Raw genomic sequence first — 17918 nt, 5'->3', positions numbered from 1 at the left:
CGGTAAAAAAGCCTCACAGGTCCGATTTTTAAAAAGATATCCTGAATTGTGTACAAAAACTGAACCAATTGGTCAATTTTTGTAAAATAACTGTATTGTATTTGTCACAATTTGTAACCAGACTGCACATTGTTTGAGCAGTGACGCCTGTTCAAAAAACATATTAAAAAACAACTATTCCTTGCGACAGAAGCGGAGACAATAATGAAAAAGGTACTCACGGCCCTTACCAGTCTGGCTCTTTTAAGCCCGGTTGCACTTGCCCAGGTAGAAAATGGTGAATTTGAAAACTGGACAGGCAATGCCCCCGATGGCTGGACCACTATCGATTCAGGTATCAGTGTTAGCCAATCTACTGCATACAGCTTTAACGGTACAAGTTCAGCATCCATCAACGTAACAACCGGCACACAAAGCTCCACTGACTTTCGTCAAACAGTGAGCGTAACTGCAGGTCAGAGCTATGATTTTAGCGCCCGCGTTTATCACACTGAGGGCAACGTCCGCGCCAGAATGTACGTAAACGGTTACTACGGTTATTCCAATGAGAACCTGACAAATCAGTGGCAACAAATTAGCCAATCTTATACAGCCAGCTCCACTGGTACTATCGAAGTCGGCTTGCGCTTTTATGATGTTTCCGGATTTGACGGAGCAGAAATAGTTTACGTTGATAGCTTTGAGCCTACTGATGCAGGCACAGGTACTGGCGGTGGCACCGGCGGCGGTACGGGTGGATGTGCAGATACCAGCGCGCAATTCAACTTACTCACTGACAATTACGCCAGTGAGACCAGCTGGCAGCTAACAGACTCCAGTAACAATACTATTGCATCTGGCGATAACTTCTCTAATAACACCAGCTATACCGAAGAGTTTTGTTTGGCGGATGGTGATTACACTTTCCAAATCAACGACAGCTACGGCGACGGTATCTGCTGTGGGTATGGTAGCGGTGCCTACAGCTTCGATGTGGCGGGCACTGAAATTTTCAATGGCAGTGAATTCAATTCAACGGCCACACACACCTTTACCGTTGGCAGTGGCAACGGTGGCGGCACTGGCGGCGGCAGCAACAGCGACCTCGAAGCCTATTACCAGAGTGCCGAAGGCCTTAGCGGTTACACCTTAAAAACTGCACTGCACGACATAATCAAAGGTCATAGCAATCAGGGTTACGGTGCACTGTGGACTTTCTACGAGCAAACGGAAATTGATAACTATTATGAGAATGATGGTTCAATCCTGGATATTTATTCTGAAGCACCTAATGGCTCTGATCCTTTCAACTTCACCAAAGTGACTGACCAGTGCGGTACTTACAGTGGTGAGGCTGATTGTTACAACCGCGAGCACTCGTTCCCGAAAAGCTGGTTTGGCGGCAAGATTGAGCCGATGAACTCTGATGCCCACCATATTTTTGCCACAGACGGTTATGTTAACGCGCAACGCGGAAGTTACCCCTACGGTGAAGTTGGTAGCGCCACTTATACTTCTAGTAATGGTTCTAAACTGGGCTCTGCGGCATCTGGCTTAGGTTATTCTGGTACAGTGTTTGAACCCATTGACGAGTTCAAAGGTGACCTGGCTCGCGCTTACTTCTACATGGCAACTCGTTATGAAGATGTGATTGCAGGTTGGGAAAACAATAGCAGCTACGGCGATGCAGTACTGAACGGCACGTCCAATCAAGTGTTCGAAAGCTGGTTCCTGGCGCTGATGAAACAGTGGCACAACGCTGACCCGGTAAGCCAAAAAGAAATTGATCGCAACAATGCGGCAGAACTACACCAGGCCAACCGCAACCCGTTTGTGGATCATCCTGAGTTTGTCTCCAGCATCTGGGGCAACTAAAAAGTATAATAATAAGACCGACGACAGAAGGCACAAGGGCTCCAGATGGAGCCCTTTTTCGTTTATGGTAAATCAGGAGTCACTGAGCAATACCGTAACGTTGCTTGAAGGAACGCAGCCCCGAGACTGAGAACGCAATCGCCCGGGAATCCAGGTCCTGTTTTGCCCAATTATTGTTAAAAATGTCCTGTAAAACCCATTTTCCCATGCTTCCAGCCAAATGGCTGCGGCGTTCGCTCCAATCCAGACAAGCTTTACACAGAGGCCTTTTGGTGCGACTCATGGCATCGATATCCACGCCAATGGCAGTAAAATAGCTGACACCTGCTGCGCTTAGTTGCGGCTCATTTTGCCCATCTGTTAAAAATCCCTGTCGAATAAGGGCGCCATACATTGCAACCCCTAATTCACCGGCTAAATGGTCGTAGCAAATTCGGGCCGCCCTGAGACGGGCATTGGCGGGACCAGGATTGATACTGATATTGGTCGCAACAGCACTAATGTTAAGGATCTGTTCGATTAGTGCCGCTATCTGCTCATCTTTGAGTTGAAAGTATTTGTGCCGCCCTTGCTTTCTCACGAGCAATAATCCGCCATCCACAAGTTTGCTAAGATGACTGCTGGCTGTTTGTGGCATGACTTCCGCTTCCGTGGCCAGTTCGGTGGCCGTCAGTGCTTTACCCGACATCAGCGCCATCAACATACTGGCTCGTGTGTTATCACCAATGAGTGCGGCGATACTGACAATGTTCGGTTCTGGCACTTTTTCCTCACAGTTCGATAAGCATCGAATTATCACAAAAATAAAAACGCTAGACTGCCCAAAAACATACGTTGGAGCAAGTAGCATGAAAATCACCTGTTTTATTGAATACCAGATCGACCCATTTAAACTTCACCTGTTTGAGCAATATGCGCAAACCTGGCTCACTGTGATCCCGGAATGTGGTGGTGAATTATTGGGCTACTTTCTTCCCAAAGAGGGCACCAACGATATTGCCTATGGACTGATCACCTTTACTTCCCTGGCGGAGTATGAATCCTACCGAAAGCGTTTGAAAGACTCTGCAGGAGGAAAAGGAAACTTTGAGTTTGCTCAAAAAGAGCAATTTATTTTAAGAGAAAAGCGCACATTTCTAAGAAATGTTGAACTGCCAGCTCCACAACAAGAGGACTAAACAATGATTGCAGTAATTTTTGAAGTGGAGCCAGCTCAGGATGGCATGAATGAATATCTGGATATCGCAGCAGTTTTAAGAGATAAAGTCGGCAAGATTGATGGATTTATTTCGATAGAGCGTTTTCAAAGCCTGAGCGATCCTGACAAATATTTGTCTTTGTCATTTTGGCAGCATGAAGCCGCCATTAAAGAGTGGCGTGAAGACAACGAACACCAAGCAGCACAATTAAAAGGTAAACAGGAACTATTCCACCACTACCGTATTCATATCGCTGAAATTTCTCGTTCATATGGCAGAAATGCCAATAAACAATAAAAATGTCTGGATCTGTTTAGACCGACGACAAAAGTCATAAGGGCTCCAGATGGAGCCTTTTTTGTGTTGGGCGCAAGGCCTCCTTGTAATATGAATACGAATGCATGATATATCAATGAATTTCTAATATTGGTAGTTTGAATTCAGACTATATTTTGCTTGTCTTTTAATTAACTACTGCATTGGATTTCTCTATGAAAACTACGAACCCGGTAATTCTGTTTTTTTCAATTTGCATTGTTTTGATTTCAATTGGCTTCGCTTTTCCGGTGCAAAGTGAACAAGCCAGCAAAATCCCCTATCAGTCAGAGTGGCTAAAAAATCACTATCGTGAACGGATGTCTATGTTTTCGCTTCAGCCTTTAAACCGAGGGGACATCGTTTTTGTTGGCGACAGTATCACCGAAATGGGAATGAACTGGGGAGTGCGTTTTGGCGGCACACATTTTAGAAACCGCGGTATAAAAGCAGACATGACTTATGGGGTATTAGCCCGTCTAAATGAGCTGCAAGAAAGCTCACCAAAAGCTATTTTCATTCTCATTGGTATCAACGATATCTTCAATTTGTATTATCAACAGGAAATCCAGCAATTATCTTCCATAGCAAAAAACATTCAAAAGATAACCAAAGAATTACGTGCATCACTGCCTGATACCCAAATATTTGTGCAAAGTCTGTTACCTGACCATCGCGATTTTATTACAGTCTTGGCCAAGGAAGTTAATCAACAGATCCAGCAAATTCCAAACAAGCAGTTCCAATACATTGAATTGCATTCATCCTTTGTCACTCCTGACGGTGTAATGCGACCAGAGCTTACAACCGATGGCACTCACCTCAACGCTGAAGGATATGCCTTATGGCAAGAAATCCTCCTGCCCTACATCGAGGCTTTGTAATGAGACTATTTTGTTTAGTGATTATTTGCTTGTTTGTGCTTCCCATTTATTCAGCAGAGCTGCTCTACCCAAACGGTGCCAAAAAAGCCGTAATCTTTAGCTATGATGATGGTGTTGTTCAGGACCGAAAATTAGTCCAGCTTTTCAATCAATATCAGGTCGTAGGCACATTTAATCTCAGTTCGGGTTTATTTGGCCAACAGGCCCCTTGGTTGAAAAATGTAATTGGCGAAATCGGCAAGTACGTATCCCACAATGAGGTGGCGACTTTATATGCTGATCATGAAATTGCAGGACATAGCCACACTCACCCCGGACTTGCGGGTTTGGCGCCAGACGAACTATTCAGACAGGTGCATCAAGATCAACATATCTTAAGTCAGTTAAAAGAGGAAAAAATACAGTCTTTTGCCTATCCATTGGGATCCTTTGACGACAATGCCAAGCAAACACTGGCAAAAGTGGGCTTTACTAATGCTCGCACAGTTGTCTCTACTGGCACTTTCGATTTGCCTGTGGATTTATTCGAATGGCACCCAACGATCCATCACAAGGACGCATTGCCCCTTATCAAAGCTTATAAACAACTCAAAGCCGATGAATTAACAGTCCTGGTAATTTGGGGACATTCTTGGGAGTTTGATCTCAATGAACCCAACAATAGCTGGTCTTATATGGAAGAGCTGTTGGCGAATATCGCTCACCAGAGTGATATATGGTACGTATCCGCTGGCGATTTTGCCGCGTATTTGAACGAGAATGAAATTACAAAATAAAAAGCACATGGGCTCGGGATGGAGCCCTTGTACATTTTGCACCTAAGGGGAGTACCTGGATAAACTTATTCCTCTTATGTGAAATTTTCCTACGCCTTTTTCCATCTATACTCGTACTACAAACAAGTCCCATTGAGCACACCACATGGAGAAGATGGATGAGAAAAACGGCGATAATTGCAACCACGCTTTTAAGTCTTGTATTAGCGAATCAGGCGCAGGCAGCAAAACCTGAATCTGTGCAAGCCCACCAGCTTGTTGAACTTTTTGAAAAATTAAGTGGTAAACACCCCGGCGTTCGCAAAGCGCATGCCTCGGGCGTGTGTGCTATCGGCAGTTTCACGCCAAACTCTGAAGCAGGTCCTTTTGCTGATGCGCCTTTAATCAGCAGTGGTGAGCTGCCGATATCTGTGCGCTTTTCCATGGGGGGTGGTAACCCTAACGCGGATGAGCGAGCACCAGGCACTCGAGGTATGGCGGTGCAGATCACCCTAAAAGATGGTTCACGACATATATTTACTGGCAATAACTTTCCGGTGTTTGCTGGTAAAGATCCCGAAACATTTTTTGGTTTTCTAAGCACGCTACTGCCTGATGAGAATGGTCAGCGCAATCCGCAAAAAACCATGGAGTACATCAAAGTAAATCCTAGTGTTCAGGCCAATGCCCTTTGGAATCAGCAAGCTAAAACCGCTTTTTCCTACGCCAATACCGAGTTTTTTGGTTTACACACCTTCTTTTACAATAGTGGTGATGAATCGGTAATGCTTCGCTGGCATATCTCACCGGATTTTGGGGTGAAAACAATGGAACCAGAACAGGCTAAAGCGCTGGAAACGCCCTTCCTGGAAGAGCGCTTAACAGAGCAATTAGCTGAAGGTCCGGTGAGTTTCTCTCTAAATGTGAGTTTGGGGGAGGAAGGTGATGCGGTAAACGATCCTTCTATTCAATGGTCCGCCGACAGACAAGTGGTTAATTTAGGAAAAATTACGCTTAAAAGCGCTGGCGGAGATGCCTGTACCGGGACCAATTTTGATCCCAATGTACTTTCGCAAGGCTTTACGCCCAGTGACGATCCCGTGCTTAAAATGCGTTCAGCTGCTTATGCGATCTCTTTTGGGAAGCGTTTAAGTGGCCAGTAAATATTAGATTCCACAGGGTTCCAGATGGAACCCTGAATGTCACACCAATTAATCAGGCTTGACGAAACGCAAGCCAAAGCGATCTTGTTTGCCTTTAAAATCTCCCCATGGCTTAGTATGATCATCCTCAGGATTGCGCAAGCTCTGTAACTCAGCATCTAGCTCAAATCCCTCAGCCATGACCACTTCTTTTACGTAGTTTTCATCAATTCGATGCAAATCACCAATGTTAGCCAGGCCCGAACCTTTGGCCGCAGCGTTATCCAGAATGATTAGCTTCCCACCGGGTTTTAGTGCTCTAAACAAAGTAGGGAAAAGATCATCGTTCATTTCTTCGTTCAAATAAATATCGTGAAGAATGTAAAAAATAACGATGGCATCAAGTTGTCCTTCAGCAACGTTCAACTCTTGCAACACATCGCCATGCTCACTCAGATGATGTTGTTTTAAGGAAACCACATTGGCTAATCGCTCTTCTGCCAGGCGCTGTTGGTTATATAAAAAATGTGCATAAACTTTGCCCTCAGAGCCCACAACCCAGGATAAGAGTTCCGTGGTATAGCCTCCTCCGGCCCCTAATTCAACGACCTTGTCACCTGTATCAATTTGAGTAAAAAACAAGCTATCTAACGGCTTTCTGGCCTCATCGTATTGCAAATCTGAAGCAAGTCGATTTGGATGCTCGATGGCTGATTGATAGACTGCAGGATCGGCAAAAGTTGTCTGTACCACGAAAAAAGCAGACAACATCCATAGCGAGAATGGTTTAGTTTTCAGTTTCAATGGGTGAATTCCTTAACATTTTGGTTAACTAAACTACCCTAAAGCCATCAAAAATCAAATTTTGAAAAGAGTAATTCTCAAAGCAAAGGATCATTGAACAATCTCTTAGCCTGATTAAGGCTTTTTCACCCACTCGCCTGCCATATTCTGAATGTAATGTCCGGATTGGGTTTTTTCTGCGGCTTTTTCAGCAGCCAGTTTGGCCACAACTTCCAGGTCCACACCGTTCTTTTCAGCCAGCTTTTGATATAGCGCTTTGCGTTTTGCATTCACGTCTTCGATGACCTTAAGTGCTTCATTGTTTTGCACTACGAGGCCAAGGTAGCCGTCCAATTGCTCACCCACCAGGCCTTGTGCCTTGGCTTCATCCAGAGAAATGGCAAAAGCTGCTGTGTTAAATGCCAGAAGGCACAACAATAATAGAGGTTTAAGAAAGTGTTTCATGTTCGATTCCCAAGCAAGATTAAAACAATTCGCTGTCTTCACTGAAGACATCTTCCAATTCTTTATCCAGCTTTACCCGGATTTCGTGCTCAATTTTAACATTGAGATTGATGGTTATTGGCTCTTTGGCTGCCACCTCAACTCTGTGTGTGCACCCTGTCAGGGCGATGGCCAGCGCAATAAGCGCAACCGTTGAAATCCCCTTCATGCTGTTTCTTCTCCTGTTTGTCTGACAAATACCCATGCTCAAAAACGCTTTTCGATAGCCTCAGAAATATCCTTGCCCGCCCTTAGCGCCTTTAAACCAGTATATAAATTTGTACTAAAGGTGGGATTAAAGTTAATGGGCTGCTGTTGCTCCACATTCATCCCTTGCATCTTCACCGCCAATTCCAACCAACCATTTGGCTGCAAACTCATAGTGGTATCCAATTTAGAGTATTGTAAATTCTCCAAAAGACTCAATGTTGAAGCCAGATTTTTTTGACTACTTTTGAGGCTCATAAATGCCGGATTGTCACTGATGCGAATAACTCCAGGTTGCACGGCATTGAGTTCAGCTTGCGGCACACTAACAGAACCTTCGCTGAACAACACCGGTACCGTGCCACTTAGCGCTCCCGAAACATGCAACCCTTGTTGATCAAACAGATTCACCAGCTCGCTCACCGATAAGCGCTCAACCGACAGATTTATCTGGCCATGCTTGGCCATGGGATAAAATGGCTGTTGCACTTTAATCTGACCACCTAACAGATTTGCTTTGAGGTTATGTATCACCGGGGTCAGTCCCAGCAGGTCGTTGCTGCCGTTTTCAATCCCATATTCAAAACTGATATCGCTAATATCCACACCCGCAAAGAAATTGCCAATCTGCATCACGTTAGAGAATGATACTATCTTGCCATCAGACTGCATGCGCCCTTTAAATTCAGTAGTCAAGTCCGACACCGCGTAATTCTGCCAGGCTCCTGATGCTTCTTTCAGAGCTAGTTCAAATTGTAATGGCCCAACCCGCCCTTGCTGAAATACTCCGGAAGCCCTAACTGATATCGCCCCCTGCGTTACTGTTAATGTTTCAGGTAGGCCATGAAAAAGTGAAGATACCCGTGTTAAATCACTCGGTTGCAACTGAGCATCGATATGCAGATTTGACAGTTCCCCTGCCACTTTGAATGAAGCATTCAATTGCTCCTGCAAAGAGATTGTTCCTTTCATCTGAACGCTTTCGGGGACAAGCTGGTAGTCTCCCGATAGTTCGAGGTACTCTGATCTAGCCTCTAAATCAGATGATAAAGTTAATTTTGGATGAGCAATTCTGGCCCGGTAACTTCCTGCTATTTGCCACTCATCAGCACTCAAGGTTGCGTTACTTTGCCCCGCTATCGAAGTATTACCAAAATCTGCATTGCTACTTGCTGGTAGCAACCTGAACAATTCCTCGCTACTAAAACGCCACACCAGGTTATTTAAGTTAACCGTTTCAGCTTGATATTGAAGCCCTCCGGAAATTACACCTGAAACGGCCATAGATTGCTCTAGTTCGGCAGCATTTTGGCGTAATTGCAGTGCCACTTGCGCAGCAAGCCTTGCATCTAGACTAAGACCTGCAATATCCGCAACAATGTCATCAAATTCCAGTTGCTGAGCAGCACTTTTGAGTATCAAGGAACCCTGAGTGCGGATTACCATGGCATCTGACAACAGGAGCTCGACAGGCAGTTGCAGGGAAATTGTATCGCTTAAGGGATCTTGCAACTGCCATCCCGGTATTTCTACTTTCTGTAAGTAGTTACTTGCAAAATCGGTGACTCCGGTGAGGGCCAAAGGCAATTGAGAAATATTGCTGACCCGCCATTTCTGCTCTCCTTCAAGCACATTCAAGGCCGCCTCAAAATCCAAAGTTCCTGCGACGCCAATTGCCACGGAAGATATTTCAGGCAGCTGCAGCAGCGTTTTAAGGTCCGTAATAGCATGACTTGAAAATAGCTGCGCTGGATTTTTACTGTCAACTTCCAACTGCCCTTGCCATAGCCCCGATAGTTTGCGCAGTAGCTTAAACCGTTCTTTTTGTTCAGCGCTGACTAGCTGATTCCCCCCCTCATATAAGTCTGTCAAACTGAGCTGCCAGGCTAACTTAAATTTACCCTTTTTGTCTTGAGTGAATCTCAGCCATTGCTGGCTATCTAATAAACTGCTGATGGTTATTCTGTTTTCACTGGTACTGGATTTGTTGTTCAACGACCAGCTCAGCAAGGCATTTTCAAACAACTTAGTCTTATGCTCCTCCGGCGAGGACGTGAGCTGCAGTGTGATTTTAGCGATAGATAACTCAGGTAATTGCACAAAGGGAATTTCGGCAACAACGGCTAAAGCTTGTTCCAGTTGGGGATCTGAGGTTTGCTTTTTCTCAGTCGTATCCATAAAAAACTTGTCAACTGGAATGCTGATATCCAGGCGCAATACCTGCGCCTGCGACAATACCGCCAACTTTGAAGATGAGGACCATAACTGTCGCAACGACAGCAGCAAATCAGCGTCCCGCACTACCAATTTAATGCCCTGTGACTCCAGGCAAAGCTTGTGGATTGCGATGCGATTCAGACCTTTTACGGACCAATCTAAACACTGCAATTGCCCGTCAAATTCAGCCACACTGCTGGCCACTTTTTGCTGAACGTAATAGGGCAGATAAACCAGGCTCAGTATGCCTAACATCAACAGTGCGCTTGCAGCAGCAAGTAAACGCTTACTCATTTATCAAAAATTATCGATTTAGTAAATCAAACTGCATCATAGCGAGATATTCATGACCATGATATGAATTGCTGGAAATTGCCCAAAAAAAACGCCGCTTAAAAGCGGCGTTTCAGAATGGATAAAACAAAGCAGCTTAGAACGCCGGCTTGTCTTCGGCGTCATTGTAGCGCGCAACACTGTCTACGATTTCTTTTTTCGCTGCAGCAGCATCGGCCCAACCTTCGATTTTCACCCATTTGTTAGGTTCTAAATCTTTGTAATGGGCAAAGAAGTGCTCAATTTGCTTCAGCAGTGGCTCAGATACCTGCGTGTATTCTGTGATACCGCGATACAAAGTTGACAGCTTATCTTTTGGCACGGCCAGTACTTTTGCGTCTTCGCCTGACTCATCCGTCATGTTGAGTACGCCAACCGGACGACAAGTGATAACAGAACCCGCCAACAATGGGAAAGGAGTAATAACTAATACGTCTACCGGATCACCGTCATCAGACAAGGTGTGTGGTACATAGCCATAGTTAGTTGGGTAGTGCATGGGAGTTGCCATGAAACGGTCAACAAAAATCGCACCAGATTCTTTGTCTACTTCGTATTTTACCGGATCTGAATGGGCCGGGATTTCAATGATTACGTTTACTTCATCTGGCAAGTTCTTGCCAGCAGGTACAGCATTTAAGCTCATAGGAAATATCCTGAAGTTGAAAGTTTTAAGAATTACCGGGAATTATAAGGTCAAACCCGTCCGATTCAATGCTTGCCTTAGTGTTAGCGGGTATTAAATAGAAGAATTTTCCTGACAGATAAACAAATGGTGCCAAAAAGGCACCATTTTTAGACATTTAGCAAAAACTCAGAGAACTAGGCGTCGCTGGCTTTTCCGGGAAATATCATGCCTTTCAGTCTGAGAAAGGGTATCTTCGCAAAACCGAATAGTTTGCCGAAAAACCATTTAATGTCCTCCAGCATGATGTACATACTAGGCACCAATAGCAGGGTTACCAGCGTGGCATACAACACTGCAAAACCGAGCGCAATGGCCATTGGAATAACGAATTTTGCTTGCAGGCTGGTTTCAAACATCAAGGGCAAAACCCCTACAAATGTGGTGATAGAGGTGAGGGTAATAGCTCTAAATCGAGCACAGCCCGCCTCTATAACCGCTTCTCGCACAGAATACCCTTGCCGGCGGTGAGAGTTGACATAATCTGTCATCACCAAACTATCGTTAATGACAACCCCTGCCGCGGCAATCAAACCAAATGAAGACATCATGCTCAAATCAAGGCCAAAGAAGAAATGTCCCCAAATGGCACCGGTTAAACTAAACGGGATCACCGACATAATGATAAAGGGTTGTGCGTAACTCTTAAGAGGCACAGCCAGCAATATGTACACCATCAACATACCAGCAAAGAAAAACAACAACTGCTCGTTTTGTTGATCCTGGGTTTCCTTGATAGAGCCGCCCAGCTCGGTCTTAACCGACGGGTACATTTCTTTTAAGGCCGGTAGCAATTTGTCCTGGATAGTTTTGGTGACTTCACCAGGTTCCACCAACTGCTCATCAATTGCCCCAAAGACATAAACGCTGCGGTAACCACCTTCACGTCGGATGTAACTGATGCCTGGCTCCTCTTTGAGGGCTACCACATCCCCTAACATCACTTCACTACCTGTAGGCGTTTTAATCACCGTGTATTTGAGTTCAGCATAACGCTCACGGGTCAGTCTTGGATAGCGCACCATCACTTTCACTTCTTCGCCATCGCGAATAACACGCTGCGCTTCTCCGCCGTAAAAACTATTTCCCACCTGACGCGCAATGTTGGCAAGGTCGAGACCGAGATCATTGGCAACGGGTAATAATTCTAACTGTATCTCTTTGCTGGCAGGGTCTATGGTAGAACTCACATCAAACAGACCATTCTCATCTTGCAACATGCGAATAAACTGGCGCCCCGCCGCATTTAAGGTTTTGATATCACTGCCAAACAATAAATAACCAAACTCGTCCGATTCGCCGCCGGTGACATTGTCCTGAATGTGGAAGGATTTCATGCCGGGTATTTCCGGAATCGCATGGCGCCAGCGCCTGGATAACTCAAATGCGTCAAAGGGACGTAGATCCTCATCCACTAAAGGCACCACTAAGCGACCGGTGGTTCGACTGTTATTAAAAGCCAACAAGTCTTTCACCATGTTCTGGCCAAACTCTTGTTCTATCTCGGCATCGACGCGATAAATGGCTTGTTCCACCATTTTTAACGCCTGAATGGTGGCTTTATCAGACACGGTCTCATTCATTTCGATACTGATGCTAGGGAAGTCATGTGGTACAGCGGGTCTGGGAACCATACGTACATGATTCGCCTGAATTAAGCCCATCGCCAACATCAATAACGCGATGAACGCGGTAAATACCGTCCAGCGCCATTCTGTACACAACTCCACAAAGCGTTTGTAAGGTCCGTTTACAAAGGCAAAAAAGCGCTTGTTGAAGCGAGCTCGCCATGAACCAGGCCGAGATGGTTTGAACTTTGTGTGAGCGATGTGAGCCGGTAAAATCAACTTAGATTCGATCAAACTAAAGATCAAACACAGTGTTACCACACTGGCAATAGTTTTAAAGAATACGCCATCAGGGCCACTGGAAAATAAGAAGGGTGCAAACACTGCAATAGTAGTCAGTACACCGAAAGTAGCTGGCGTGGCAACCCGTTGCGCTCCGCGCACCACATTATCAATACCCCCGCCTTTTTTCTCTATTTCGGTATAGGCAGCTTCCCCAATGACAATGGCATCATCCACCACGATCCCCAATACCATGATGAACGCAAACAAGGACAGGATATTGATACTGACTCCCATCGCTGGCATTAGCAGTACCGCCCCCAGGAAGCATACTGGTAAGCCCAACATAACCCATTTAGCCAAACCAAAGCGCAAAAATATGGACAGCATAATCGCTACCAATATTGAACCTTGCGTCAGGTTCTTCAGCATCATGTCCAAGCGGGCATTGAGGTAATAAGTCATGTCCACCAGGATCTTTAATTCAAGACCTTGAGGTAAAGTTTTATTGCGCTCAGCAATAAAGTCTTTCACCGACTTGGCCACCGGTACCATGTTTTGATCTTTGGTGGCATTGACAGACAAGTAAATGGCATTCTGGCCCGAATAACTGAAGTAGTTCTCCCCTTCAGTAAATCCGTCTCGAATGGTGGCGACATCTTGAAGCAATACTTTTGCACCGTTGCGACCGATTTTTACCGGAATCTGGCGGAATTCTTCACCGGAGTAATATTGATTTTCCACCCGTACCGATACGATACCACTGTCAGTGCGTAATTGACCGGCAGAGATATTTGTGGAGTAATTGCGGATAGCGTTGCTGATATCGGCAATGGTGAGGTTGTATTTGCGCAACTGATCGGGGTCCACTTCCACCGCGATTTCATCATTGGGATCCCCTAAGTTAACCAGCGATACATTGCTAAGGGACAACAATTCATCTTCGATTTGTTTCGCCAATGGTTTCAGTTTTTCCAGCGGCACGTCACCCACCAAAGATAACTCAATAACCTGTTGCTGGAATTCTCGTTGGGAAACATTCACCGGCTCCATTTCTGCCGGAAAGGTAGCGATAGAATCGACTTTGTTTTTGACCTTATCCAGAACATCCGTCAGTTCAACATCTGTCTTGATTTCCAATGCGACACTACCTGAACCGCGATTGGCTCTGGAGATGGTCTTCTTAATTTCCGTGATCTCTTTGATGGCCTCTTCAATCTTGATGAGAATACTCTCTTCAATCTCTTGTGGCGAAGCCCCCGGATAGACCGCAGTCACATCAATATAATTGATCTCGATATTGGGAAACATCTGGCGTTGAATGGTGAGATAACTCACGATCCCCATAAACAGGATAAACACCATCAACAGGTTTGCCGCCACCGAGTTGTTGGCAAACCAAGCAATGATCCCTTTGGGTTTTTCAGTTTCAGTACTCATGCTTTTGCTCCTCGCAATTACAGGCTTGCCGTGGAATTATCGCTACCGTCTATCAGCTTAACTTCCATGCCTTTTTGCGGGTATTCAGGCAACGTTGTAACCAATTGGTCGTTATTGCTCAAACCATCACTAATCAAATAAAATTCGCCTTCTTCACGCAGTACAGCTACTGAGCGCGGCTCCAGTTTTTGTTCATTATCGACTACCCAAACTGTCTGGTTGGTCACCAACTCCTGCGGCAGTTTAAAAACGTTTTCCAGGGTTTTGCCGATGAAATTCACTTCTGCAAAGCTACCGAATTTCAGCTTAGGAGCGCCGGTTTTAAGGCCATAAGGGTCGGCTACACGGGCGACCACCTGGCCCATACGCGTTGCGGTGTCTACCACGCCTAAATCTCGAGCAATCACACCGTCTCGTTGAATAGTTTTGATGCCCTTACTAACCACATTAGCTTTAACGCCCGTCACTTCATCGGGTAAAAAGGTAGTGTCGAAGCCCGCAATTGGCAGGGTAATCTCGGCGTACTCCACATTGTATAACTGGGCGACTTGAGCCCCCATTGAAACAAACTGGCCAACCCCCAAATTTCGGGATACCACGAGCGCGTCATAGGGTGCTTTTACTTCGCAATTGTCCAGGTCTCGCTGAGCAATTTTAAGCTGTGCTTGTGCTGATTTCACATTGGCTTGAGCCGTCAATAACTGCGGTTTGCGCAAATATAAATCCGTTACTCTGGCTGCGGGAATTTGTTTTGCTTCTTCCTTTGCCGCATCGGCTCTGGCTTGCTCTTCAATCAAAGCCGCTTTTGCCTGTGACAAAGTCGCTTGTGCACTGTAGAGAGCGGCCTGATAGGTATCTTTCTCGATGCTGAAAAGGGTTTCGCCCCGCTTAATCAGGCCACCCGGCACAAAATTGGGGTGCCAATCGACAACTTCTCCAGACACTTGCGCAGACAAACTTGTGGACTCAAGCGGTTCAACCTCGCCGTAAGCGGTGATTACCACCTGGTAATCTTGTGCTGCAATAGCCTCAACACTCACCTTAGGACGCGTATCAATTGCATCTTCATCTTCCGCTTTTTGTGCTGTCGCTTTGATGGCAGTCATGCCTACCATGCCAAATACAATTACACCAAAGGGTAAAAGCCCTTTTAACCACTTCTTCTTCATAACCAAATAACCTTGTTAACTTGCGGAATATTCTATTGAAATTAATGTCAACGGTCTTACAAGATTTGTAAACAACTATGAGCAACTTGACACTAATTGACACCGGCTGCCGCTAATACGACCCCGAGTAACTTTTTGCACTATCTATTCTGGCATTTTCTGAGCAAAAAACCATGTGACAAAAGTCACCTTAACACAGAGATTTTAACAAAACTTCGTTACCTGAACATTAAACCCATACTAAAACTGTGTCATTGTTTTTGAGCGAGACTTTTTATGAAGCATATTTTTGAAATGGCACTATAGTTCAAAGAGTATTTAAATTACCAATTTTAGATAAGGTGAATTTCTAAGCAGCAAATCTTTACATTTTATTAACATTCTCACACACTGTAGATTATTGAAGGAAATTTAAGCAACAAGCAGGACGCATTCGAAAACGGTCAATGCGCTTTGCACGATAGTCGGTTTCAGGAAGAGTAGTATCAGGCTATCCAATAACAATAAGAAGGAAAGTACATGGCAGAATTTACATATCTACCTCCAATTATGGGTGCGGTCGGTCTGCTCTTCGCCCTTATTATCTATACCCTTATCAAAAAACATCCTGTAACCAATGACGCTATTGCAAAAATTGCTGACGCCATTCATTTAGGCGCCATGGTATTCATGCATCGCGAATACAAAATGCTCTTTATGTTTGCTGCGGTAGTAATGGCGTTTGTGTACTTTTCCCTTGGAACTAACACCACTATCGCTTTTGCTGTTGGCGCAGGCTGCTCCGCATTAGCAGGCTACATTGGTATGTTCACTGCAACCAAAGCCAACGTTCGCACCACTCAAGCCGCTCACGACAGCGGCCCAGCCAAAGCCTTATCCATTGCGTTTATGGGCGGCTCCATCATGGGTCTATGCGTGGCTTCAATGGGCTTGCTTGGCTTAGGTTTCTTATATCTTTATTTTGGTGGTGATCCTGAATCTGCGCATGCCATCCACGGTTTCGGAATGGGGGCCTCCATCGTAGCTTTGTTCTCCCGTGTTGGCGGTGGTATTTTCACTAAGAGTGCCGATGTAGGTGCCGATTTGGTAGGTAAAGTCGAAGCCGGAATTCCGGAGGATGACCCGCGTAACCCCGGCGTTATCGCCGATAACGTAGGCGATAATGTGGGTGACGTTGCGGGCATGGGCTCCGATATCTTTGAGTCCTATTGTGGCTCGATGATCGCCACTATCGCCATCGCTTCCACCATGACAGTCGGCGTGCTGGGTAGCCGTGAATCGCTAATGTTTTTACCACTCGCTTTAGCTTCCACTGGCCTGGTTTGCTCTATTTTGGGCATTTTGGTTGTCAAGGCGATGTCATCCAGCAAACCGGATGTGGCGCTCAGAGCGGGTACCATGTCGGCGGCGATAATTTTTATAGCAGCAGCCTGGTTTGTAATATCCCAAGCCGGTATTAGTAACAATGTATGGTGGTCGGTGATCACAGGTGCCGTGGGCGGTATTATTATCGGTCTGGTAACTGAGTATTACACCGCTGCAGCGCCAGTGCGTAAGATTGCTAAATCCGGTGAAACCGGCTCTGCCACTGTGATGATCACCGGATTATCGGTTGGTATGCAGTCCGTAGTTGTGCCGGTTTTGACTATCTGCGTCATTATCTACATTTCTACCACCTTGTCGGGTTTGTACGGTGTCGGCATTGCCGCAGTAGGCATGTTGGCTACCGTCGGCATTACCATGGCGATTGATGCTTATGGTCCGGTAGCAGACAATGCTGGCGGCATCGCTGAGATGGGTGGCCTGGGCGAAGAAACTCGTCAAATTACCGATTCGCTTGATGAGTTAGGTAACACCACTGCAGCGATTGGTAAAGGTTTTGCTATTGGCGCTGCCGCCTTGGCGGCCCTGGCCATCATTGCAGCCTTTGTGGAAACCCTATCTCTCAAAGGTGATTTCGTGTTGCACTTGGGTAATCCGACGGTGCTAGTGGGGCTGTTCATCGGTGGGATTTTACCCTTCTTGATCGCGTCTATCACCATGACGGCAGTGGGTGATGCAGCGTTTGATATGATTCAGGAAATTCGTCGTCAGTTCAAAGAAATCCCAGGACTTATGGAAGGGAAAGCTGAGCCGGATACAGGCCGCTGTGTGGATATTGCCACCAAAGCCGCTTTGCAAAAAATGATCTTGCCAGGGACCATTGCTGTCGCGGTTCCTCCTCTTGTTGGGTTTGGCCTTGGTGCCCATGCGCTAGGCGGCATGTTAGGCGGAGCCTTATTGGGCTGTGTATTGCTGGCCCTGATGATGGCCAATGCCGGCGGTGCCTGGGATAACGCCAAAAAATACGTAGAAAAAGGTAACTATGGCGGTAAAGGCTCAGAGGTGCATGCTGCGACTGTCGTGGGAGACACAGTGGGCGACCCCTTCAAAGATACATCAGGTCCTTCCATGAACATCTTGATCAATGTGATGGCAATTGTCAGCCTGGTGATTGCACCGCTGCTTTAAGTCGCTGACACAGCGTAGATAAAACTAAAAAACTGCACCTAGGTGCAGTTTTTTGTTGGGTAAAATATGA

At 45.8% G+C, this 17918-nt stretch carries 15 protein-coding genes; 7 read left to right on the top strand and 8 right to left on the bottom strand.

The genetic code is table 11. The features are described from left to right. The first annotated feature begins 204 nt into the window (after nt 1-204). Nucleotides 205-1854: an endonuclease gene (locus ACXAGP_RS11170; protein ID WP_475261423.1), complete on the top strand. Its 1650-nt coding sequence runs from the start codon at nt 205-207 to the stop codon at nt 1852-1854. Nucleotides 1855-1933: 79 nt separating this feature from the next. On the opposite strand, the gene ACXAGP_RS11165 is transcribed toward ACXAGP_RS11170, so the two are convergent. Next, complete coding sequence (locus ACXAGP_RS11165; protein WP_475261422.1) at nt 1934-2617, bottom strand: ArsR/SmtB family transcription factor; 684 nt, start codon at nt 2615-2617, stop codon at nt 1934-1936. Nucleotides 2618-2702: 85 nt separating this feature from the next. Between ACXAGP_RS11165 and ACXAGP_RS11160 the strand changes: the two genes are divergently transcribed. From ACXAGP_RS11160 to ACXAGP_RS11140, 5 genes are all read left to right on the top strand, one after another. After that, the gene (locus ACXAGP_RS11160) at nt 2703-3032 is read left to right on the top strand and encodes an NIPSNAP family protein (protein ID WP_475261421.1); all 330 of its coding nucleotides are present in this window, start codon (nt 2703-2705) and stop codon (nt 3030-3032) included. A gap of 3 nt (nt 3033-3035) precedes the next feature. After that, nucleotides 3036-3350: an antibiotic biosynthesis monooxygenase family protein gene (locus tag ACXAGP_RS11155; RefSeq protein WP_475261420.1), complete on the top strand. Its 315-nt coding sequence runs from the start codon at nt 3036-3038 to the stop codon at nt 3348-3350. 194 nt (nt 3351-3544) lie between these two features. Next, nucleotides 3545-4252, top strand: coding sequence for a GDSL-type esterase/lipase family protein (locus tag ACXAGP_RS11150; RefSeq protein ID WP_475261419.1), 708 nt, complete (start codon nt 3545-3547; stop codon nt 4250-4252). After that, nucleotides 4213-5028 carry a polysaccharide deacetylase family protein gene (locus ACXAGP_RS11145; protein ID WP_475261417.1) on the top strand — a complete coding sequence of 272 codons (816 nt, stop codon included), beginning with the start codon at nt 4213-4215 and terminating at the stop codon, nt 5026-5028. Before ACXAGP_RS11150 ends, ACXAGP_RS11145 begins: the two co-directional genes overlap by 40 nt. Before the next feature lie 158 nt (nt 5029-5186). Next, on the top strand, nt 5187-6170 hold the full coding sequence (locus ACXAGP_RS11140; RefSeq protein ID WP_475261415.1) for a catalase family peroxidase: 984 nt from the start codon (nt 5187-5189) through the stop codon (nt 6168-6170). A 48-nt stretch (nt 6171-6218) separates the two neighbouring features. On the opposite strand, the gene ACXAGP_RS11135 is transcribed toward ACXAGP_RS11140, so the two are convergent. The 7 genes from ACXAGP_RS11135 to ACXAGP_RS11105 all read right to left on the bottom strand — a co-directional run bounded on the left by ACXAGP_RS11135 (nt 6219) and on the right by ACXAGP_RS11105 (nt 15337). Beyond that, nucleotides 6219-6953: a methyltransferase domain-containing protein gene (locus ACXAGP_RS11135; RefSeq protein WP_475261414.1), complete on the bottom strand. Its 735-nt coding sequence runs from the start codon at nt 6951-6953 to the stop codon at nt 6219-6221. Between the two features lie 114 nt (nt 6954-7067). Continuing rightward, a complete protein-coding gene (locus ACXAGP_RS11130; RefSeq protein ID WP_475261413.1) occupies nt 7068-7397 on the bottom strand; it encodes a YdbL family probable chaperone protein in 330 nt (109 codons plus the stop codon). Between the two features lie 19 nt (nt 7398-7416). After that, nucleotides 7417-7605: a YnbE family lipoprotein gene (locus ACXAGP_RS11125; RefSeq protein ID WP_475261412.1), complete on the bottom strand. Its 189-nt coding sequence runs from the start codon at nt 7603-7605 to the stop codon at nt 7417-7419. A 38-nt stretch (nt 7606-7643) separates the two neighbouring features. Then, nucleotides 7644-10154, bottom strand: a complete 2511-nt coding sequence (locus ACXAGP_RS11120; RefSeq protein WP_475261410.1) for an intermembrane phospholipid transport protein YdbH family protein — start codon at nt 10152-10154, stop codon at nt 7644-7646. 136 nt (nt 10155-10290) lie between these two features. Then, nucleotides 10291-10839 (bottom strand): inorganic diphosphatase, encoded by a 549-nt coding sequence (gene ppa / locus ACXAGP_RS11115; protein ID WP_475261409.1) that lies wholly within the window; start codon nt 10837-10839, stop codon nt 10291-10293. A 176-nt stretch (nt 10840-11015) separates the two neighbouring features. Further along, nucleotides 11016-14168 (bottom strand): efflux RND transporter permease subunit, encoded by a 3153-nt coding sequence (locus ACXAGP_RS11110; protein ID WP_475261408.1) that lies wholly within the window; start codon nt 14166-14168, stop codon nt 11016-11018. A gap of 17 nt (nt 14169-14185) precedes the next feature. Then, nucleotides 14186-15337 (bottom strand): efflux RND transporter periplasmic adaptor subunit, encoded by a 1152-nt coding sequence (locus ACXAGP_RS11105; RefSeq protein WP_475261407.1) that lies wholly within the window; start codon nt 15335-15337, stop codon nt 14186-14188. A 519-nt stretch (nt 15338-15856) separates the two neighbouring features. Between ACXAGP_RS11105 and ACXAGP_RS11100 the strand changes: the two genes are divergently transcribed. Further along, nucleotides 15857-17848: a sodium-translocating pyrophosphatase gene (locus ACXAGP_RS11100; RefSeq protein WP_475261406.1), complete on the top strand. Its 1992-nt coding sequence runs from the start codon at nt 15857-15859 to the stop codon at nt 17846-17848. Nucleotides 17849-17918: the final 70 nt, after the last annotated feature.

The sequence above is a fragment of the Planctobacterium sp. AWM4_229 genome (genome assembly GCF_056160305.1).
Note: the sequence above shows the minus strand (reverse complement) of the source record. Positions and strands in the feature narration are given on the sequence as shown.